Raw genomic sequence first — 22,620 nt, forward strand, 5'->3', positions numbered from 1 at the left:
TGTAGTTCAATGAAGCAAGTACAAAAAAATATTCAGTTTGAGGCCGTTTATAATTTCCGAGATATGGGGGGGTATCAAACGAAGGATGGGCGCGTTATAAGAAATGGCTTATTTTATCGCTCTGCCGCACTTGGTAAAATGACAGCGACAGATAAAGAATTATTTGAAACATTAGGTATTAAAACAATTTTTGATTATCGTGACACAAATGAAGTACAACATAATCCTAATCCTGTGTTTCCACAAACTCGATATATTCAAATCCCTGCGAAGGGAAAGCATGCTTTTGAAATGCCAACCAATACAGGTGGTAGAGAGTTTTATAAAGTAGTTAACGCTGATATGTTCAAGGACTTTTATGCACAAATGCCTTTTCATAATCCCTCTTTTAAGGAATTAATGATGACTATACAAAACCCTAATAATTTAGGGCTAGTCCATCATTGCGCAGTTGGAAAAGACCGAACAGGAATTGGTGGAGCTCTTATTTTATTGGCTTTAGACGTTCCTGAAGAGACCATTATGGAAGATTATTTAGATACGAATATTCATTTGCTTCCCATGGTAGAAAGAATGGCTCAAACGATCCAGCACCAATATAATGAACAAGAATTACAGCAATTTTATGCTTTAATGTCCGCTCGTGAAGACTATTTACAGGCAGCACTAGATGCTATGGATTATCGTTATGGCTCAAAGACAGCTTTTTTGGAGCAGGAGTTTGGTCTAACGCTTGATAAGCGTGAGCAATTACAGTCACATTGCTTAATCTAAATAAAATCCCTTTCACAAATTAGTGAGAGGGATTTTTTATGTGGAAGCGTTGTCTTCCTATAAATCTCTTTACAGTCTGCAAATTTATGATAAGATACAATAGATTTTTAAGAAAAGTATAGGAGAAGTGAAGTTATTGGCAGACACAATAAAAGAAACAAATAAGTTAAGTCTATTCCATTTAACATGGCCTATCTTTTTAGAAGTATTTTTATTTATGTTGATGGGACTAGCCGATACTTTTATGCTTAGTGCTCTATCAGATAATGCTGTGTCAGGAGTAGGTGCAGCCAATCAATATATTCATATCGCTATTTTAATTCTTGAGGTAGTCGGCAACGGTGCGTCCATTGTTGTATCACAATATTTAGGTTCGAAACGTTTTTTTGAAGCGGCTAAAATATCGGCTCTAGCAGTCACAATGAATTTGGCAGTTGGACTTATAATGAGTGTTCTATTTTTCTTCTTTGCTAGTCATTTAATGTCGATGATGAACTTGCGAGGTGAGGTACTTCATTATGCTCAAAGTTATTTAGTTATTATTGGAAGTTTTATTTTCCTTCAAGCAATCATTAATGCCCTTGCAGCCATTATTCGTGTTCATGGTTGGACGAAACAGACGATGTATGTATCACTTGGCATGAATGTACTGCATGTTGTACTTAATTACGGCCTGATCTTTGGGAATTTTGGTTTACCAGAGCTTGGTGTAAAAGGTGCAGCCATATCTTCAGTGATTAGTAGAGGATTAGCGATGATCGTGTTTTTCTGGTTGCTTTATCAAGTAATGGAAGTACGTGTAAAGCTACACTACTACTTTGAGTATTCCAAGGAATATGTAAGAAAAATTTTAAACATTGGTTTACCGTCTGCCTTTGAGCAGGTTCTTTACCAGTTTTGCCAGATCATATTTTTATATTATGCCACATATTTAGGGGCAGAAACTTTGGCGGCGAGACAATATGCTATGAACATATCTATGTTTACCTATTTATTCGCTATTGCGATTGGGACAGGAACGGCCATCATTATCGGTAGGCATGTAGGTGCTGGAGAAAAGGATGAGGCTTATCATCAGCTGTGGACAAGTGTCCGAGCAGCATTTATTTTTACCATTATTATGGTTGGTGTAGTGACCATTTTCCGCAAGCAGCTTATGCATGTTTTTACAGATAACCCCGAGGTGATGGCTATCGGAGCATCTGTCTTGGCATTAAGTATAGTGCTAGAAACTGGTCGGACGATGAATATAGTCGTCATTAACTCTTTACGTGCCTCAGGAGACGCAAGGTTCCCTGTTAAAATCGGTTTTCTGTCGATGGTTTGTATGAGCCTCCCATTAGGTTACTTTTTAGTATTCGTCCTCGATTGGGGTTTAGTAGGTATTTGGTTAGCTATCTCTGCAGATGAATGGGTAAGGGCAATTATCGTATACTTTAGATGGAAAAGCCGAAAATGGGAGCGTTTTGCCCTCGTTTCACCGAATGAACGGAAGGAGGAATAGCAATGGGAGCACTTTCAAAACGTGCAATAGGAGCAGCATTGATCAATCAACATATTGCGCATTTTGCATGTCCGTTATGTCAGCAATCTATGCATGTCTATGAACAGGGGAGACTCGTTTGTTCTGCCAATCACTCTTTTGATATTGCCAAGCAGGGCTATGTCAATATGCTGACACATGGCTCTACTTCTAAATATAGTAAAGATCTTTTTGAATCTCGCAAAGCTGTTATTGATAGCGGGATTTATGATGTTGTAGAAGCAAAGATTGTGGAGCTTATTAACTCTGCGAATACAGTGCTCGATACGGGTTGTGGAGAGGGATCGCATTTAGCCCGTATTATGAATGAGAAAAAGAATGGGGTAGGCATCGGTATTGATATAGCTAAAGAGGGTATTTTGGCTGCGGCTCGACATTATCCACAGCAAATTTGGTGTGTTGGCGATTTAGCTAAGAGTCCTTTTGCACAAGGTAGCTTTGACGCTATTTTAAATATTTTATCACCGGCAAATTATGAAGAATTTAAAAGGCTTCTTGCGCCTAATGGCTGTATTGTGAAGGTTGTGCCACAAAGCGGCTATTTACAGGAGCTGCGTGCTCAATTATATGCCGATTCGAGTAAGGAAACATATTCTAATGAACAAATTGTTGCTCGTTTCCAAGATAGTTTTGGCGAAGTGAATATAGAACGAGTAACTTATACATTGCCACTTGCTCAGGAGCTTGCCACTGCTTTATTGGAGATGACACCGATGGGCTGGCATAAAAAAGATGAGACAGACATTGTATTAAGTGAAATTACGATTGATGTAGATCTGTTGGTTGGAAAGATGTAAGATGGTCACCTACAATTGCAGTATACTAGTCTTTTCGATTACAATGGTAATAACTATTGAATAAGGTAGGAATGTGACAGTGTATAAATTAGTAGCAAATATTGTTAAAGTAATATTAAAACTTATGGGTTCAAAGGCCCGTGTGTATGGAGAGGAAAACTTGCCAAAAGAAGGTGGATATATTATAGCTTGTACACATACAGGCTATGTAGATATTTTAAACCTCGGCGTTGCCATGTACCCTCAGGAAATTCACTTTATGGCGAAGAAGCAATTATTTGAAATGAAGGGTCTTGGCTGGCTTATTGAACATTTAAATGCCTTCCCAGTGGACCGTGATAATCCAGGTCCGAGCGTTATTAAAATTCCCTCACAGTTATTGAAAGAGGGAAAAGTAGTGGGGATATTCCCATCTGGAACACGTAATTCAGAAGGAACGGACTTAAAGCAAGGAGCCATTACAATTGCTCAATTGGCAAAGGCGCAAATTGTTCCGGCTGCCTACGTTGGTGCACGTAATGCAGGAGATGTCATGAAGCGCGGTAAAGGCTATTTGATTTATGGCGAGCCGTTTTATGTAACGGGTAAAGGAAAAGAAGGTCGGGAGCAATTTACTCAGCACCTTGAACGTGAACTAGTCGCTTTAACAGAAGAATTGGAAAATCGTATTTCAGAAAAATAAAATGAAGTAGCACTCAGAATCAAATTGATTTTGGGTGCTTTGTTGTAGGAGGATAATCGTAATGATTCAAGTACTTTTTGTTTGCTTAGGCAATATTTGTCGCTCGCCAATGGCGGAGGCGGTTATGCGTGAGCTGGTGAGAAAAGAGGGTTTAGACGATAAAATTGCTGTGGATTCTGCTGCAACAAGCTCATGGCATATCGATGAACCACCTCACCGAGGCACACAGGATAAGCTTAGAGAATATGGTATTTCTACAATAGGAATGGTAGGTCGACAGCTACAAAAGGCTGATTTAGAAAAATTCACATACATTATTGGTATGGATGAGAGCAATATTCGCAATATCAGAACGATCTTAGGAAATCCTACTTCACCAAAGATTTTTCGTTTTTTAGATTTAACAGAACATCGTAAAGACGTTCCTGATCCTTATTACACAGGGGATTTTCAAGAAACCTATGATTTAGTGCTAGAAGGCTGTACGGCATTACTAGATAAAATTAAAGAGGAATGGTTATAGAAGGATGCTAAATAGCGTAAATTTTTACAGCTATTGCTACAGAAAAAATAAGCATAAACATTGGTATATCTAGCTTTGTAAGCATCATTATGTTATTATTTGCAGAGTAAAGATACGATAAGTATTTAATTACCATTTTAAGATGTGCAACTGCATATCTATTATTTTTTATAAATCTATCCTTTGAAAGAGAGTGGAAACAATGGGTCGTAAGTGGAATAACATTAAAGAAAAGAAAGCGTCTAAAGATCAAAGCACTAGCCGTATCAATGCTAAATTTGGGCGAGAAATTTATGTGGCAGCTAAATCAGGCGAACCAGATCCAGAGTCAAACCGTGCACTTAAAGTGGTGCTTGAACGTGCAAAAACATATAGTGTTCCTAAACATATTATAGAAAAAGCCATCGATAAAGCAAAAGGTGGCGGTGACGAAAACTTTGATGAATTACGTTATGAAGGCTTTGGTCCAGCCGGCACAATGATTATCGTAGATGCTTTAACAAACAATGTAAATCGTACCGCATCTGATGTGCGCGCAGCATTTGGTAAGAATAACGGAAATATGGGTGTTAGTGGATCTGTTGCGTATATGTTCGATTCTACTGCAGTTATCGGTTTAGAAGGTAAAACAGCTGATGAAGTACTAGAAATTTTAATGGAAGCAGATGTAGATGCTCGTGATATTCTGGAAGAAGAGGAAGCGGTTATTATTTATGCAGAACCGGATCAATTCTTTGCTACACAAGAGGCATTAAAGGCTGCTGGCATACAAGAATTCACGGTAGCTGAGCTTTCTATGCTACCGCAGACTGAGGTAACATTAACTGGCGACGATGTTGCAAAGTTCGAAAAATTAATCGATGCATTAGAAGATTTAGAAGATGTGCAAAATGTCTTCCACAATGCTGATTTAGGTGAATAAACCAATATTTTATTGATTGAGTAAACCAGTAGCACATAAAGCTACTGGTTTTTATTTAGGGAGGAAAATCATGCAGACTGCATTAGCGATTATTTTGTTTTTAGTGACTTTATTTTTTGTTATTGTACAGCCACGTAAATTATCGATTGGTTGGTCAGCCTGTATAGGAGCTGCCATCGCACTCATAATTGGAGTAGTTACATGGCAGGATGTGCTGGAAGTAACAGGAATTGTTTGGAATGCTACTTTATCGTTTATTGGTATTATTTTAATTTCCCTAATTTTAGATGAAATCGGCTTTTTTGAATGGGCTGCCCTGCATATGGCACGACTTGCTAAAGGAAGTGGTATCCGTTTATTTGTTTATATTACTTGCTTAGGAGCAATAGTATCAGCGCTATTCGCTAACGATGGGGCGGCTTTAATATTAACACCAATTGTTTTAGCGATGGTTAGAAAACTGAATATGACAGAAAAAATGATTTTCCCATTTATTATTGCTAGTGGTTTTATAGCAGATACAACATCCTTACCCTTTGTTATTAGTAATTTAACAAATATTGTATCAGCAGATTTTTTTGAGATAGGCTTTATGGATTATGCGATTCATATGGTTGTACCAAACTTCTTTTCTTTAATTGCAAGTATAGCTGTACTGTATGTGGTTTTTCGTCGTTCCATACCACAGTGCTATTCTCTCGATGCAGTTGAACAACCTAAGCAGGCGATTAGAGACCCGAAGTTATTTGCGATATCTTGGTATGTAATAGTAATTTTACTAGTGGGATTTGTAATCGGCGAAATGTTCCACGTTCCAGTGTCATTTATTTTATGTAGTGTAGCCGCTATTTTCTTATGGCTGGCAAATCGTAGTTCTTTTGTAGATACAAAGAGAGTTGTCAAAGGGGCACCGTGGAATATAGTGTTCTTTTCCATTGGTATGTATGTGGTTGTTTACGGCCTGAAAAATGTAGGGATGACAGGTATACTAGCTAGTTTACTAGAACATGCTGTGCAGCAAGGATTCGTTGTAGCGACTATGACTATGGGATTTGTAGCTGCCGTTTTATCAGCAGTCATGAACAATCTACCAACAGTCATGATTGATGCATTAGCAATCTCTGAAACAAGCGCAACAGGTATGATGAAAGAGGGACTCATTTATGCCAATATAATTGGTACTAATCTTGGCCCAAAGATGACTCCAATCGGTTCACTTGCGACATTAATATGGCTTCATATTTTAGCTCAAAAAGGGATTAAAATTAGCTGGGGGCAATATTTTAAGTTCGGCATAATTCTTACCATTCCGACATTATTCGCTACTTTAATTGCTTTAGTTATTTGGATAACGTTATTAGCATAGTTTTATTGTCGAAATAGTTAAAATAATAGTACAATAGTTAATAGATTAACTTAGTAGTATGTTAAAGGAGGTAAGCATGCGAGCAACAGGTAAATTAAGTAATAGAATCGTGTTGATGTCATTTGTTATGTTAGTAGCTTTGTTAGCATTTTTTATTATCACAACGATCTACACAGCGAAATCATCCGTCAATAAAACAATGGGTGCACAGGCTGTCGCGGTAGCAGAAAACATTGCGAAGCAATTAAACCCAGAGGACTATGAACAACTATCAAAGGACCCAAGGGAATCAAATTTATATTGGCAGCTAAGAGAAGAACTGAATGAATTGCGTGAAATAAATGGGGTCCTGTATGCCTATACGTTTGCCGTTCCACAGGAAGATCAAAAAGTTCGATTTTTAGTGGATGGTATGCCAGCAGATGACCAAGAAAATGCAGGTGTTATAGGAGAGGAGTCTTCTTCTACATTATATAAAGATATTGAAAAAGTAATGAATACAGGAAGTTATTACTCTAATATTTTACATAGCGGTTTTGGGGATTATTTGTCTGGTACAGTACCATTAAAGGATGCATCAGGAAATATTGTGGCGTTTATAGGGGTAGATATAGAGGCTAACGAGGTAAGTGCTGTAACGAATGCTGTATTGACAGCCATTTTGCCAGCATTAATTATAGTAATGTTAGTTTTAACAGGAATTGTTATGTTTATAATGTACCGTTACATAAATCAAGCACTAAAGCCATTGGCAAATTTAGGGGAAGCGGTGTCAAGTTTTGCACAAGGGGATATCGCGAAGGCAACAATGGAGGTTGAAAAAATCCAGCTAAGAGGGAAAAATGAAATTTCTATTTTTGCACGAGCCTTTCAGGAGTCCTTACAAAAATTAAAAGAAACATTCCAAACCATTCAGCAACAAACATTCGCCTTACAAAGTGTTGTGAAAAAGATTGATGAAACTACACAACATGTTGAAACATCAAATGCTCAAATTGCTGATCGTATAGTTGAAATCGCTGCTGGCAGTGAGCAGCAACAGCAAAACAATCAAGAAGTTGTCTTAACGATGAATGAAATGTCGATAGGTATTCAACGACTGGCTGATACAACTTCTGAGATTGCTGAATCATCCTCAACTATGACAGGTCTAGTGGAAACTAGCGTGAATCATTCTCAAGAAGTCATATCTCAAATTCAAAACGTGGAATCCTCCGTTTTACGAACGGCTAAACATGTTGAGGAAATGGGAGATCGATTCGGCTCTATTGAAGAGATGGTAACAATTATTACGAGCATTGCTGACCAAACCAACTTACTGGCATTAAATGCGGCGATAGAAGCGGCGAGGGCAGGGGAAGCTGGTAAGGGGTTTGCAGTCGTTGCAGATGAAGTACGGAAGCTTGCTGAACTGTCGAAAGCATCAGCGGATGAAATACATACACATCTGAAAAGCTTTAAGACCATTACAAAACGAGCATTACATGAAATGTCTGGTAGCGCGGTAGATGTACAAGCGGGTAATAGGGCTGTACAACGTATTGGTGAAAGCCTAGAACAAATATTAGAATCAGTTGTTGAGGTAAATAATAAGATTCAGGATGATTCAGCTGTGATTGAAGAAATGTCAGCGGGCTCTGAAGAAATATTAGCTACTACAGAACAGATGAATGATATTGCTCAGCATAGTGTGCAAGGAACAAAAGAAGTAGCAATGGCTTCTGACTTACAAGTAACAATGGTTTCAGAATTAAATGAAGTTGTAGCGATGTTAGATCAAACATCTAAAGAGGTAACTGAAACAATCAATACGTTCAAATTATGAGCATTGTAAACTATTTTTCTATGAGAAGAAGTCTTGTAGAAAAATAGTTTTTTTACGCTAGTTGCAGAAAAATAAAAATATAATGAGCATGTATTTGTCGAAATAAACCAAATAGGGGAATTAATTTGCGTTTTATCCATTGCGGAAACTTCCAAATCATAACATAATATAAGTTAATATACTCTTTGAACGAGAAGAATAAGGGGGGCTAAAGTATGAGGTTTTTACGTTCGATACAGGGGAAACTAGTCGTTATTTCATTGGCACTACTAATTATTCCAAGTTTAATAATTGGCGTGGTTAGTTATAGTAAGGCGAAGAATGGTATGGAGGATATAGGAGAGCAAGTAATTTATAATAGTGTTCAATCTGCTTTGCAAATAATTGAACTCGCCAATGAAAGTGTCGAAAAGGGAGATATACCTTTAGATGTAGCACAGGAACGGGTACGCGAGGCTTTCTTGGGACCTAAGGATAGTGAAGGGAAGCGGCCAATTAATTATCCAGGTGACTTGGGGGAATACGGCTATATCTATGTATTAGATGATAAGGGAACATTAACAACACACCCTACTCGAGAAGGTGATAATCTTTGGAACGATCAAGATAGTAGTGGAAATTACTTTATTCGGGAAGTAACTGACCAAGCATTGGATGGTGGAGGTTTTACTAAATACGAATTTGAGCTACCAGGCCAGAATGTATTGGCGGATAAAATTATTTATTCAGCAAAAGATCCACATTGGGGATGGATTATTGCATCAGGTACATATATGCAGGATTTTAATGCAGAGGCAAACTCGTTACTATTAGTCATTGGTTTGACGTTAGCGGGTGCTATTATCATAGGTGTTATGGTTGTTATTATAGTCTCTAGGCATTTGGCATTACCAGTCAAAAAATTATCGCAACGCGTACGTGAAGTAGCAAAGGGCAATTTAACTGTAGATATTGAGCATTTACAGCGTACAGATGAAATTGGCCAGTTAAATGAGGGCTTCAATGAAATGGTTGATCAATTAAAAACACTAATTTCAGATGTAGAAGAAGCAATTGTAGAAATTCAATCGACATCGTCAAATTTAACCGCGGTTGCTGAAGAAACAAATGCTTATGGCGATGAAATCGTTAAAGCTATTAATGAAGTATCGAATGGCGCCGTAAAACAAGCATCAGAGGCGGAAGATACAAATCGAACAGCTACTGAGTTTGCTCAACAAATTGAAGGATTGCACGATAAAAATGAATTAATGCTAGATGCATCACAACATATGCAAAAATCAAATGAAGAGGGTATCGTTAATATCGCTAGTTTAAAGAATAAGTCGCAGGAATCTTCAATGCTTATTCAGAATATTCAGTCCGTTTTTGGAAGTTTAATTGTGAAGGTACGCGAAATTGAAGGCATTGTAGGGACCATTACAGAGATTTCTGATCAAACCAATCTCCTTGCTCTAAATGCATCAATTGAGGCTGCACGAGCAGGTGAACATGGCAAAGGATTTGCTGTGGTCGCAGAGGAAGTACGAAAGCTAGCTGATCAAACATCCGTAGCAACGGAGCTAGTTCGCACTACCTTAAAGGGGATTGAGAGTGAAACAAATTTAGTCAATGATGAAATGCAGAAAACTCACGTCATTGTAAGTCAACAAAATGATTCTGTCATGGTAACAGAGTCTTCCTTCAAAGAAATCAAAATGGCTGTGGAAAAAATCATTTCAATTATTGGAGATATGACCGATGGCGTAGAATATGTAAATAGCGCTAAGAATGATATGATGAAATCCATTGAAAGTATTGCAATGATCAGTGAAAAAAATGCCGCTGCTTCTGAAGAGGTAACAGCATCGGTAGATGAGCAACAACGAGCGATTCAGCTTATTAGTGAATCTTCCAATGATTTAACAGATGAGATTACAGCGTTACAGGAATCCATTAAACGCTTTATTTTAAGATAAAATTATTAGGGGTGCTTGGTAATCAAGCATCCTTTTTTTCTGTAGTCACGTTAATAAAAGGTAAGGGAGGGTTGATTTGTGAAAAAATGGTTGATTAGAGTAGGTGTTGTTTTAATAGTTATAGCAATTGTCCTCTATATTTGGTTGGGAAAGGAAATTGAACGTGGGGTGGAAGCAAAGGCAGATGGCTCGGCTAATTATATGATCATACTGGGAGCGAAAGTAAAACCAGGAGGTGTACCATCACTTTCTTTAAAAAGTAGATTAGAGGTGGCCGTTCCATATTTAGTAAAGTATCCCCAAGCGAAGGTCATTGTGTCAGGGGGACAAGGACCAGATGAAGATCGAACGGAGGCATCTGTAATGAGAGAGTATCTCGAGCAAAATGGTATTGATGCTACAAGAATTATCGAGGAGGATCAGTCCACCTCCACGTATGAAAATTTAGTGTTTTCTAAAGAACTTTTACCAAAGGAAACAAAGAAAATTACGATTGTTTCAAATGACTTCCACCTAAAACGTGCAAAATATTTAGCCGAGTCTTTAGATTTTGAAGTAGATGTAGTGTCAGCTAAAACGCCAAAGTCGGTAGAAGCTAAACTAAAAATAAGAGAGAGAGCGGCATTACTAAAAACATATATTGTAGGTTATTAAAAAATTGTTTCTTAATAGCTAAGATTTGACATATAATAGAAATATCACGGGGTATATGACAGAAAGAGGGGACTTCAATGAAAACGTTTAAAGACTATGAGTACAACCGTCCACATGTTGCGGGGATGAAAGAGCAACAATTAGCGCTCGTCGACCAATTTAAAAAAGCGCAATCGATGGACGAACAAAGTAGCATCATTGAAAAATTAAATGCTATTAGTAATGACTTTGCTACAATGGCTAACTTAGTGTATATTCGTGCTTCGATCGATACAAACGATGAATTTTATCAAGCAGAGCGCGACTATTTCGATGAAGTTAGTCCTGAGCTAGAAGAAGTAACAACAGAATATTATAAAGCATTGATTGCCTCACCTTTCCGTGAGCAACTAGAAGAAAAATGGGGTCAACAATTATTCGATCTCGCTAACTATCAAATTAAAGGGTTCTCACCAGAAGTCATTGATTTGATGCAAAAAGAAAATAAGCTAGCTTCTGAGTATAATAAGCTTGTAGCATCTGCACAAATCGAATTTAATGGTGAGACTTTAACACTTGCTCAGCTTGGACCGTTTGCAGAGTCTACAGATAGAGCTACACGTAAAGAAGCAACAAATGCACGCTTTGGTTTCTTTGCGGAGCATGAAGAGGAATTTGATCGCTTATACGATGAACTTGTAAAAGTACGCCATGAAATTGCAGTTAAACTAGGCTATAACAACTATGTTGAGCTTGGTTATATTCGAATGAATCGTATTGATTATAATGCTGAGATGGTGAAGAAATTCCGTGATCAAGTTCGCGACTTAATTGTTCCTGTAGCGACAAAGCTGTATGAGCGTCAGGCGAAGCGTATTGGGATTGACGATTTAAAGTTCTATGATGAAGCACTGAACTTTTTATCAGGCAATGCGACGCCAAAGGGTGATCCAGAATGGATTGTGGCAAATGGTAAAAAGATGTATGAGGAGCTATCACCTGAAACAGGAGAGTTTTTCAATTTTATGATCGATCATGACCTTATGGACCTAGTGGCGAAGAAAGGAAAAGAGAGTGGCGGGTATTGTACATTTATCGAAAACTATCATTCTCCGTACATTTTCTCGAATTTTAACGGCACTTCAGGTGACATCGATGTGTTAACTCATGAAGCGGGACATGCCTTCCAAGTTTATTCAAGCCGTAACATCGGCATTCCTGAATACTTATGGCCAACTTACGAATCTTGTGAAATCCATTCGATGAGTATGGAATTTTTCACATGGCCATGGATGGAGCTATTCTTTAAAGAAGATACAGAAAAATATAAATTTACACATTTAAGTAGTGGTCTTTTATTCTTACCATATGGTGTTGCAGTTGATGAATTCCAACATATTATTTATGAAAATCCTACAATGACACCAGCTGAGCGTAAGGCAGCATGGAAGAAAATTGAGGAAACATATTTGCCACATCGTGACTATGATCACAATAGCTACCTCGAAGCAGGTGGGATTTGGCAACGTCAGGGTCACATTTATGCTAGTCCGTTCTACTATATTGATTACACGCTAGCACAAATTTGTGCCTTCCAATTCTGGAAGCGTTCACGTGAAGAATTTGAGGCGGCTTGGAAAGACTATATTCATCTATGTGGTTTAGGTGGATCCATGTCATTTACAAAGCTTGTAAAAGAGGCAGGCTTAATTTCACCATTTGAAGATGGCTGTGTCGAATCAGTTATTGGTGAGATTGAGGCATACCTAAATTCTGTAGACGATTCCTCGCTATAATAAATACTGAAATTCGCTACACTTCCACGACTAGTATAGTGGAAGTGAGCGAATTTTTTAGTTTGTTTGAAGGGAACTTTATAAGTAAACGTGAAAATCTGGTATTAAATTCGCACAGAAAAAATTGATTGAGTCAAAACATACTAGGATACTTGCGAAATGGTTAATATATCAGTAGTATCTTGAGTAACGGCGATTAAAGGAAGTGAATGAAAGTGACGAGGAAGGTTTGGTTTCAAGTAGGTGTAGGGATACTACTTACACTATTAATTATTAAATATTTTATAGAGATTCATTGGATTTTTTCACCTCTAGTTATCATTTTAAAAGCCATTTTTATCCCTTTACTACTTGGGGGTGTCTTTTATTATGTGACTGAACCGATTCAGAGATTTTTAGAAAAGCGTAAATTCCCTAGATGGGCAAGCATATTGACGATTGTGTTCGGCCTCATAGGGATTGCAGGGGTTTTTGGCTGGATTATTGGGAACCCGATTGCCGAGCAGGTCAATAAATTAGTGAAGAATGCCCCTATGATTAGTTCAAGTATTAGTACGAGTATTCAGCAATTAACAGACTATGTACTACTCAATAAAGATAACTTCCCACAGCAGGTAAATGATGTAATTGAAAAAATGGCGAACTCTGTGCAAGATGTTGCAATGGTGGCGAGTAAAGGGTTTATTTCCTTTTTACAATCCATTGTGTCTGTATCATTATTAGCTGTTTTAATCCCATTCTTCTTTATTTTTATGTTGAAGGATCATGAGAAATTTGCACCATCTATTTATAAATATTTCAGTGGCGAACGTCAGCAATGGGTTAAGAAAACATTAAGTGAAATTGATGATGTTTTACGTAGTTATATTCAGGGCCAACTGCAAATTAGTTTTTTATTAGCGCTAATTATGTATGTGGGTTACTTAATTATTGGATTAGAATATTCGTTATTATTAGTAATCTTTGCATTCTTTATGAATATGATTCCATTTATTGGGCCTTGGATCGCATTTACGCCAGCCCTAATTGTAGCGGTTATTCAGGACCCTATTTTAGTTGTTTGGGTATCCGTTGTGACGCTTGTTGCTCAACAAATTGATAGCAACTTTATTACACCTAACGTGATGGGAAAATCGCTCGATATCCATCCACTAACTGTTATTACAATTATTCTAGCAGCAGGGAATATTGCAGGCTTTATAGGAATTATTATTGCTGTACCATTTTATGCAGTATTGAAAGTTATCGTATCCAATATTTATGATCAACGTAATGCAATTAAGAAAAAAGCGACGAAATCAGTATAGGAGTCGAAACAATGGAACAAGAAATTGTAAAGGTATTTAATGAACGGCATGAGGAAATTGGGACAGCTACGCGGTCGGAAGTACATGAAAAAGGGCTTTGGCATGAGACATTTCATTGCTGGCTTGTCAATGAGGACTATATTTATTTTCAAGTACGAAGCTCGCAGAAAAAGGATTATCCAGGTTTACTCGATATTACAGCAGCAGGCCATCTTCTAGCTGTTGAAACAGTGGAATCAGGTATACGAGAAGTAAAAGAAGAATTAGGGCTCCAAATAGATGTCCAAGATGTTGTCAAAATGGGCATGACCTCTTGTAGTATCGTTTCTGAAAATATGATTGATAATGAATTTTGCCATGTCTACATATATCCTTTCGAGCATGATTGGAATTCCTTTGCTTTACAATATGAGGAAGTATCAGGTGTAGTAAGAGCAAGACTGAATGAGGCCGAAGCTTTCTTCTTGGGAGAAACGACAACACTGAATATTGAAGGATACGAATACTTCCCTGATGGTCAACGTATGAAAATTGTCAGACCAGTTGGAACGGCACAATTTGTTCCTTATCGTGAATTGTATGTTGCACATGTGATTAAATTTGCGCGTGAGAAAATATTTAATCAAACATCCTAATTTGGGTAGGATAAGCTAGAAAATAGCTTATCCTATTTTCTTTGTAAAAATGATGAGAATGTACACAATATAACAGGAAAAAATAAGTTATACTGTTAGATAGATTGTAAAGAAAAGGAGCATTTTTTATATGCTAACATTTGAACAAAAACAAGCAATTATTGAATCATTTTCTGAACTAACGAAAAAGGAAATATCATTAAAACGCTTAAATTATCACTTTATGGACAGTCTTTATGAAAAGACAATTGTAGTTGAAAAGCTACATCCGAATGGCAATGGCTTTATCTTTGTTGGAGATTTATTGCGCTATGAGCAAGAGGCTAATAAAGGATTAGTAAATATCCGTGATTATGATGAGCAACAACTTCGTGAGATTATTGCGGATGCTATTCAATATCTATCTGAAGAGGTAGAGACGGAAGAACCGATTATCGAGATTTGGCATAGTCGAGAGGGTGATCAATTACAGCTAGTATTTGAACAACGTTCTTGGAATGTCTACCATGGGGAAAATCTTGAAGAGGCGTTTGGTACGTATGATGCAGCAAAAGAATATTTGCTAGAAGAAGGCTTTCGTAAAAAGAAATAATAAATACGGGGGATTATCATAGAATGAACGGGAAAAAACTAGTGGGAATTGTTATTGTTGTTGTGATTGTGGCGTGTTTACTATCAGTTTTTACTATAACTAATTTTTATAAAAACCATGAGGAACAACCCAATCGTGAAAATCGCGAAATTAATAAGTCAAAGAGCTTGAATTTAATTTTGCCACAGGCTACAATTATCTCGAATTCAAGATAATTGAGAGGTGGACTGTCAATGAAACACATTTTTTATAAAGGAACAGACGAAACAAAACCAACTCTATTGTTGTTGCATGGCACGGGTGGTAATGAAGAAAGCTTAATTGGACTTGCCAAGGAAATTGATGATACAGCCAATATATTAAGTGTACGAGGCAATGTACTAGAACATGGAATGCCAAGGTTTTTCCGTCGACTAGCGGAAGGTGTCTTTGATATAGAGGATTTAATCATTCGTACAAATGAACTGAATGAATTTTTGAACGAGGCGTCACAGCAATATGGCTTTGATCGTCAACGAATTGTAGCTATCGGTTATTCAAACGGTGCTAATATTGCGGCTAGCTTATTATTCCACTACGAGGACGTTTTAGCAGGAGCTATATTACATCATCCAATGGTGCCGAGACGAGGGATAGAGCTACCTAAGCTATCTGCTATCCCTGTTTTTATAGGTGCAGGTACAAATGATCCGATGTGTACAGCACAAGAATCAGAGGATTTAGAGGCTCTTTTAAGTTCGGCGGGTGCGACTGTGACGACGAACTGGTTTGATTTCGGACATCAGCTAACGATTCCTGAAGTTCACGCAGCAAAAGAGTGGTATAACAGTATTTATGCATAGAGAAAAAATCCGCTTCCTTGAACAAGGAGGCGGATTTTTTATTATTTATTTTTCTTTGCGAAAGGAAGCCACCAGTTCCAATCACCAAATAGTTTCATGAGACTTGGTACAAGCATAAGACGAATGATTGTGGCATCAATAGCAACAGCAATGGCTATACCAACACCAATTTGTTTCACAGGCATGACATCTGTGAAGGCAAACGCTCCTGTAATAACAATCATAATGAGCGCTGCTGAAGTAATAATCCGACTTGTGGATGTCAGTCCCTCTATTGTAGCGTGTGTATTGTTGGCGCCTTTTAAATATTCCTCTTGGATACGAGAAATTAAAAAGACTTCGTAGTCCATACTTAAGCCAAAAACAAGACAGAAAACAATAACTGGGATAATCAAAACAATCGATCCTGCCTCAATGCCAAAATGTCCGTATTGGAAAATATAGACGAGTATTCCGAAGGCAGAGGAAAGCCCAATAATGTTCATAATAATGGCCTTTAACGGAATTAATACTGAACGGAATGCCAGCATTAAAATAAAGAAAGTGGACACGATGATTATGGCTATCGCTAAAACAATTTTATTAGCGATCTCATCAAATATCTCTTGGTTAAATTTTGCGGGTCCTCCAAGTGCAAAGTGTACACCTAAATCTTTATCCATCCAAGTTCGTGCAAATTTTTGGGCAGTAGTGGAAGAACCAGCTGCATCAATGGTAATTGGGATGAATAGCTTTGTATCTTTTGAAAAGGTTTGAATAACCGGTTTTAATTGCTCCGCCACCTGTGGGATTGCTAAAGAAGCAGAGAGTTCCTTAGGTGTTGGAATGTTTGCGGCTGTATAGATAGTTGAAACATTAGTAACAAGTGGATCTTTTAATAACTTTTCTTGAATAGTGTAAATCAGCTCCCTAGCTTCAGCATCCTCCCAGCCTTCTTTACGTTCAGCTAACAAATATAAAGTAGATGTTTCACCGAGTCCAAACGTTTCATCTAATTTATCGTACGCTACACGTGCATCATATTTTGTCGGTAGGGAATCTACTTGAGGAATCGTTAATTGGATGTCCTTTAATGGGGGCATTCCGATACCAAGTATTAATAATGCAGCAATTACGATTGTGACTGGATGTTTCATGACAAAACCTGCAAAGCTCCGCCAACGATTTGCGCCTCCTGGTTTAACACGTAATAGACGCCATTTATTGAGTCGGTCGCCTAAAAGCATCATCGTCGCAGGGAGTAAGGTTAAGCCGGAAAGAACAGCTAATAGAACTACTATGGTGCCTCCTAGAGCGATATTATGGAATATTTCTACATCAATGACGATCATTGCACCTAAACCAATCATGACACATACTGCAGAAAAGATGATGGAGCGTCCAGCTGTCTGGATGGCAATTTGAATAGCTTGTGCAATGGATGTGTGAGCACGCTCTTCACGGTAACGATTAATAAACAATAGTGCGAAATCAATACTTAAAGCAAGACCAAGCATTGGAACAATATTTAAAACGAAAATGGATAGATTCACGCTACCGCTAAGTAATGTCATAATACCAAAGGCGGTTACAACTGTAACAACCCCAATGATAATTGGTAAAATAGAAGCAATAACCGTACCAAAAGCCAATAATAGGACGATAATGGCAATAGGTAACCCTATGGCCTCAGCAGATGCTAAATCCTTTTGGCTGGCTGTATTAATGTCAGCGGAAATAACTGGTCCACCCGTAATATGAACTCCGTCTTCTTCAATTAATGAACGGACATCCTCAACGATTTCAGAAAGGTTTTCAGCATCGTTTTTTAAATGGACCATAGCATAGGCAATCCCATCTTTACGTAAAGAAGAGTCCTCTAAAGGTGACTGGATGGAATGTATTTCCTTTATGTGATCAAGTTTATTTAAAGTATCTTCAATTTTCTTATCCTGAGCTGGATCGAACACAACCAAGATTGTATTGGTTGGTATATCGAATGTTTTTGCTAGCTCTTTTGTGACATAGTTATGATCCGCTTCAACAAAAAAGCCATCCCCTTGAAGTTTACCAGGAAGCTGTAAAGCAAAATAAGCCATGGCTAGAAAAATAATAATCCACAGAGCTACGATTGCTTTTGCATGTGTGGTAATAAAAGTTGAAAAAGTTTTCATAGTTGTTTATGTATCCCCCTTTTCAATTAGTTTAAAGGATGTGTCACATTTTGTCGTGTGACAAACTAAAGACTCCTGTCTATTTATTAGACAGGAGCCTTGTTATTAAAAGAATAATGATAGGACGAAATAAATAACGGATGCCATTACGGCTGAAATAGGCATTGTAATAACCCAAGTAGTAACAATCTTGCGGGCCATTCCCCAGTTAACGCCACGTACACGCTGTGCAGAACCAACACCCATAATCGATGAAGAAATAACATGTGTTGTAGATACAGGTAGATGGATTAACGTCGCACCAAAAATAACTGTTGCTGACGCTAAGTCTGCCGCTACCCCATTAACAGGACGAATTTTCATAATCTTACCGCCAACGGTTTTAATAATTTTATAACCACCAATAGATGTACCTAGACCCATAGCTGTGGCAGCAGCAGCACGTACCCAGAAAGGTATTTCATCACCGCTATGCAACCCTCCAGCGATTAAAGCCATTGTCATAATCCCCATTGCTTTTTGCGCATCGTTCGTACCATGTGTGAACGATTGAATGGCTGCGGTGAAAATTTGCATCGTACGGAAACCTTTATTAGTGCGATATAAGTTAAGGTTTTTAAACCATAATTTAAATAGTGTCATCATAATAAAACCAGCACAAATAGCCAGTATTGGAGAAAACACTAACGCCATAAGGATTTTAGTAAAGCCGCCATAGTTTAATACATCGAAGCCAGCAGATGCGACAGCAGCACCTGCTATAGAGCCAATCAATGTGTGGGAAGAACTTGATGGAATACCGAAATACCATGTAAGTAAATTCCAAATAATAGCTGAAATTAGTGCGGCCAAAATAACGACTGAACCGGTTGTGTCTCCTTCAAAGGCATTTAAAGAAAACGGATCTACAATGTCTTTTGTTAAAGCTTTAGCAACCCCTACAAAAGTGATAGCGCCGATAAAGTTCATGGTTGCGGCCATGATGATCGCTACACGAGGTGGCAATGCTCGAGTGGAAACCGACGTTGCAATAGCATTTGCAGTATCATGGAAGCCGTTGATAAAGTCAAATGTTAGGGCAAAGATGACGACCAGTACGGTTAGTATAATGATTGTATTCATTGTAAAGTGCCCATCTCCTAATTATGCGTTACGCATGATAATTGTTTCCATAGTATTAGCTACGTTTTGACAATGATCAGCGATATCTTCAAGTTGTTCATATATATCTTTAAATTTAATGAGGCGAATCGGATCTTTTTCGTTTAAAAACAGTTGTTTAATGGAAGAACGTTGTACTTCATCACATTCACGTTCATAGTCTTTAATTAGAATAGCGTGAGGGCGCATACCAATTAGATTCTTTTTCTTTAACTCTTCAGTTGCTTTGACAATTTCATCCACACTTTTAGAAATATAGCCTAGGAAAGTGCGCATGGATTCATCAATTTCTGTGAGTGAAAACATTTCAAAATGGGCAATACAATGTTCTGTACCATCTAAAATATCATCCATACGAATGGCAAACTCTAAAATATCTTCACGCTCAATAGGTGTCATAAATGATTTGTTTAGCATTACGATCAGTTCATGAATGAGCTTATCGCCAGCAGTTTCGTAATTTTTCATTGTAATGCTAATCTCTTTTAGGTCAGCTACACTGTTAATACGAAAATCATTTGCGTAATGCACAGCCTCTCTCATATTTTCAGCAATTTTATGCAATGCAATAAAGAAAGGGTCTTGTTTTTTTGAGTTAAGCATGTAAATCGAATCCTCCTGGATATAAATAAATTAATCGACCTCTAAACTTTACTATCATAACAAAATCTTTAATTTATCTACATAAAAATTTTATATTCGACATAAAAATTTACATTGCTGTAATATACAATTCGTTCACAAAATAAAGGGAGATTAAACTGTGTTTGTTCTTAATAGTACAGGTAAATCCCTTTATTACTTGGTTTTTTGCAACTACTAACAGTGTTTAGTACAGATTTTTTTGTGATTTACTATGAAAATCAGTGAAAATACTACTTGAATTGTAAAGGGAGTGTAAATTCAATTTGTTTTAGTAGGAGTCTCTCCTTATTCTTAAGAATATCTTCATTTTTATCCTTCCTCTTTATTAAGAATTGTTTTCTACAATGAGAAATGAGTGAGAAAGGAGTGTTTATTAACAAATGATTCAAGTTGAAAACTTACAACATACATTTTTAATCGGAAAAAAAGGAAAGGAAAAGCAGGTTCCCGTTTTAAAAGGCGTGAACTTTGAGGTTAATAAAGGAGAGATTGTAGCAATTGTCGGAAAAAGTGGCTCTGGAAAGTCAACTTTATTACAAGTTTTAGCTGGATTTATGAAGGTTGAGCAGGGTTCTATTAAAGTGAATGGTAAAGAAACAGCACAACTAAATGAAACAGAAAGTGCAGCATTTCGCTTGAGACAATTCGGTTTTATCTTTCAAAACTTTCAACTAATGCCTGGCTTGACGGCATTCGAAAATATTGAGTTACCCTTGAAGCTACAAGGATCGCGCAAAGCAATGAGAAAAGAAAAAGTGAAAAAAATAATGGACAAGGTTGGTCTAACAGAAGTTGCCGATCATTACCCAAATGAATTATCAGGTGGGCAGCAACAGCGTGTAAGTATTGCAAGAGCGCTCATCACGAATCCTCCTATATTGCTGGCAGATGAGCCAACAGGAAGTTTGGATTCAGAAACAGAGCAAGATATTTTAATGCTTATTCAAAGTTTAAACCGTGAGTTTGGGTTAACCTTTGTCATTATTACTCATGATGAAGAAGTGGCGACGATCGCACATAGACGCTTCCGTATGTATGATGGCGAACTGGTAAAGGAGGAAGCTTAATATGTTATTTAAGGATCAATTAGACTTTGTCACGCAGCATATAAAGAAAAATAAATTGAGAGTTTTTATGACGGTTCTAGCTGCAACGATGGGCTGCGCTTTCCTCATTGTATTAGCATCGGTAGGTTTTGGATTACAGGAATCTTTACGTAATGAAATTCTTTCAAATGAAACAGTTACGAAAATTCAAGTGTATGGGGATAAACAATTTACAGAGGATCAGGTCCAAGAAATTAAAAAGATAGATCATGTGGAAACAGTACTTGAAACGGTGGGCATGAATGCCTCTGCACATTCTTTTTTAGGTGATCGTGATACAACTTCTAGTTTAGTTTTGAACGATATGAAGGATTTTGAGCAGGTGAATGGCAAGCTTGCGGAAGGTGCTTATCCATCAAAACCAAATGAAATAGTGGTAGGCTATCATTTTGCACAAACATTATTGAATGAGGCAGATCGCAATGTGATTAAAGAAAAAAGCAAAAAGGCTGAAGCAGACGGTACCTATTATAATGGAAGTGATGAGGGCTATAAAAATTCGTTAATTGGACAGAACATTAACATATCACTATTGCCTAACACTGGTAACAATGAGGAAACAGAAAAAATGACCTATACAGTTGTTGGTGTAATGGAGAAACCTTCGTATGATTGGATGATTGATAATACTATTCATATGGACATAGCACAAAAGCCAGCATTACTTGAGAATTTTTCTGCTCTTGGTGATACAACCGAGGAGGAGTTGTTTTACTCAGAATTCAATATTTTTGCTGATACAATGGAAAACGTAAAGCCAATTTTAGAAAAACTCAAAGATAATGGCTACAGTGTCTATTCAGTGACGGAGCAATTAGATCAAATGAATGTATTTTTCTTAGTATTAAAAATCGGTTTGATATTTGTTGGTACAATTGCGGTGCTTATTGCTTCCATCGGTATTTTCAATACGATGACAATGGCGGTGACAGAGCGAACTCGTGAAATAGGTGTATTAAAAGCGATCGGTGCAAGTCCGAAACTAATCCAACGTTTATTTTTAATGGAAAGTACGTTTATTGGGCTTTTAGGTACCTTAATTGCGGTTATCATTTCATATGCCATTAGTTTTGCGGCAAATGCAGTGCTACCTTTGATTCTAAAAGCAGCGACGGGAGAAGATGCATTTGCTACTAATGATATTACATTCTCTCTTATTCCATGGCAGTTAGTCGTTATTGCAGCAGCTATTAGTATTGGAGTAGCGATGATCTCAGGTTATCGTCCTGCTCGTAAGGCGACGAAAATTGATGTCATCCATGCTTTGCGACAAGAGCTATAGTAAGGTTGGCTTGCTTGCCTTAGACTGTAGACAAAACCATCGAGAAGTTTTCACTCTCGATGGTTTTTTTCATTATTG

20 protein-coding genes are annotated in these 22,620 nt (G+C 37.5%); 17 read left to right on the forward strand and 3 right to left on the reverse strand.

Features of this window, described 5'->3' with window-relative positions; all coding sequences use genetic code 11:
• Positions 1–9: 9 nt before the first annotated feature.
• The 15 genes from B3D94_RS02305 (at position 10) to B3D94_RS02375 (ending at position 16,195) form a co-directional block, all read left to right on the forward strand.
• A complete protein-coding gene (locus B3D94_RS02305; RefSeq protein ID WP_291754248.1) occupies positions 10–774 on the forward strand; it encodes a tyrosine-protein phosphatase in 765 nt (254 codons plus the stop codon).
• A gap of 136 nt (positions 775–910) precedes the next feature.
• Positions 911–2,278 (forward strand): MATE family efflux transporter, encoded by a 1,368-nt coding sequence (locus tag B3D94_RS02310; RefSeq protein ID WP_069482892.1) that lies wholly within the window; start codon positions 911–913, stop codon positions 2,276–2,278.
• 2 nt (positions 2,279–2,280) lie between these two features.
• The gene (locus tag B3D94_RS02315) at positions 2,281–3,114 is read left to right on the forward strand and encodes a putative RNA methyltransferase (protein ID WP_069482891.1); all 834 of its coding nucleotides are present in this window, start codon (positions 2,281–2,283) and stop codon (positions 3,112–3,114) included.
• A 79-nt stretch (positions 3,115–3,193) separates the two neighbouring features.
• On the forward strand, positions 3,194–3,796 hold the full coding sequence (locus B3D94_RS02320; protein ID WP_291754252.1) for a lysophospholipid acyltransferase family protein: 603 nt from the start codon (positions 3,194–3,196) through the stop codon (positions 3,794–3,796).
• A 61-nt stretch (positions 3,797–3,857) separates the two neighbouring features.
• Complete coding sequence (locus B3D94_RS02325; protein ID WP_193833282.1) at positions 3,858–4,319, forward strand: low molecular weight protein-tyrosine-phosphatase; 462 nt, start codon at positions 3,858–3,860, stop codon at positions 4,317–4,319.
• 202 nt (positions 4,320–4,521) lie between these two features.
• Entirely contained in the window at positions 4,522–5,241 is a 720-nt protein-coding gene (locus B3D94_RS02330; protein ID WP_008175214.1) for a YebC/PmpR family DNA-binding transcriptional regulator, read from the forward strand.
• A gap of 70 nt (positions 5,242–5,311) precedes the next feature.
• Entirely contained in the window at positions 5,312–6,607 is a 1,296-nt protein-coding gene (locus B3D94_RS02335) for an arsenic transporter (RefSeq protein WP_069482888.1), read from the forward strand.
• Positions 6,608–6,683: 76 nt separating this feature from the next.
• Positions 6,684–8,432, forward strand: coding sequence for a methyl-accepting chemotaxis protein (locus B3D94_RS02340; RefSeq protein WP_069482887.1), 1,749 nt, complete (start codon positions 6,684–6,686; stop codon positions 8,430–8,432).
• 215 nt (positions 8,433–8,647) lie between these two features.
• On the forward strand, positions 8,648–10,390 hold the full coding sequence (locus B3D94_RS02345) for a methyl-accepting chemotaxis protein (protein ID WP_069482886.1): 1,743 nt from the start codon (positions 8,648–8,650) through the stop codon (positions 10,388–10,390).
• Positions 10,391–10,468: 78 nt separating this feature from the next.
• Positions 10,469–11,044, forward strand: coding sequence for a YdcF family protein (locus tag B3D94_RS02350; protein ID WP_291754266.1), 576 nt, complete (start codon positions 10,469–10,471; stop codon positions 11,042–11,044).
• A gap of 77 nt (positions 11,045–11,121) precedes the next feature.
• Entirely contained in the window at positions 11,122–12,819 is a 1,698-nt protein-coding gene (locus B3D94_RS02355) for a M3 family oligoendopeptidase (protein WP_291754268.1), read from the forward strand.
• Positions 12,820–13,028: 209 nt separating this feature from the next.
• Entirely contained in the window at positions 13,029–14,126 is a 1,098-nt protein-coding gene (locus tag B3D94_RS02360) for an AI-2E family transporter (protein ID WP_008175205.1), read from the forward strand.
• A gap of 11 nt (positions 14,127–14,137) precedes the next feature.
• The gene (locus B3D94_RS02365; protein WP_069482883.1) at positions 14,138–14,761 is read left to right on the forward strand and encodes an NUDIX hydrolase; all 624 of its coding nucleotides are present in this window, start codon (positions 14,138–14,140) and stop codon (positions 14,759–14,761) included.
• 130 nt (positions 14,762–14,891) lie between these two features.
• Positions 14,892–15,353 (forward strand): hypothetical protein, encoded by a 462-nt coding sequence (locus B3D94_RS02370; protein ID WP_069482882.1) that lies wholly within the window; start codon positions 14,892–14,894, stop codon positions 15,351–15,353.
• Between the two features lie 233 nt (positions 15,354–15,586).
• The gene (locus B3D94_RS02375) at positions 15,587–16,195 is read left to right on the forward strand and encodes an alpha/beta hydrolase (RefSeq protein WP_069482881.1); all 609 of its coding nucleotides are present in this window, start codon (positions 15,587–15,589) and stop codon (positions 16,193–16,195) included.
• Positions 16,196–16,236: 41 nt separating this feature from the next.
• Here the strand turns inward: B3D94_RS02375 and B3D94_RS02380 are convergent, their stop codons facing one another.
• The 3 genes from B3D94_RS02380 to B3D94_RS02390 form a co-directional block, all read right to left on the reverse strand.
• On the reverse strand, positions 16,237–18,348 hold the full coding sequence (locus B3D94_RS02380) for an MMPL family transporter (protein ID WP_291754275.1): 2,112 nt from the start codon (positions 18,346–18,348) through the stop codon (positions 16,237–16,239).
• Positions 18,349–18,453: 105 nt separating this feature from the next.
• Positions 18,454–19,470 carry an inorganic phosphate transporter gene (locus tag B3D94_RS02385; RefSeq protein WP_036121178.1) on the reverse strand — a complete coding sequence of 339 codons (1,017 nt, stop codon included), beginning with the start codon at positions 19,468–19,470 and terminating at the stop codon, positions 18,454–18,456.
• A gap of 21 nt (positions 19,471–19,491) precedes the next feature.
• Positions 19,492–20,112, reverse strand: a complete 621-nt coding sequence (locus B3D94_RS02390) for a DUF47 domain-containing protein (protein WP_008175190.1) — start codon at positions 20,110–20,112, stop codon at positions 19,492–19,494.
• Positions 20,113–20,534: 422 nt separating this feature from the next.
• On the opposite strand from B3D94_RS02390, the gene B3D94_RS02395 reads away from it, so the two are divergent.
• Both B3D94_RS02395 and B3D94_RS02400 read left to right on the forward strand, forming a co-directional pair.
• A complete protein-coding gene (locus B3D94_RS02395) occupies positions 20,535–21,221 on the forward strand; it encodes an ABC transporter ATP-binding protein (protein ID WP_069482879.1) in 687 nt (228 codons plus the stop codon).
• A 1-nt stretch (position 21,222) separates the two neighbouring features.
• Entirely contained in the window at positions 21,223–22,542 is a 1,320-nt protein-coding gene (locus B3D94_RS02400; protein ID WP_193833272.1) for an ABC transporter permease, read from the forward strand.
• Positions 22,543–22,620 lie beyond the last annotated feature (78 nt).

It is taken from the genome of Lysinibacillus sp. UBA5990, from assembly GCF_002429815.1.
GTDB lineage: Bacteria > Bacillota > Bacilli > Bacillales_A > Planococcaceae > Lysinibacillus > Lysinibacillus fusiformis.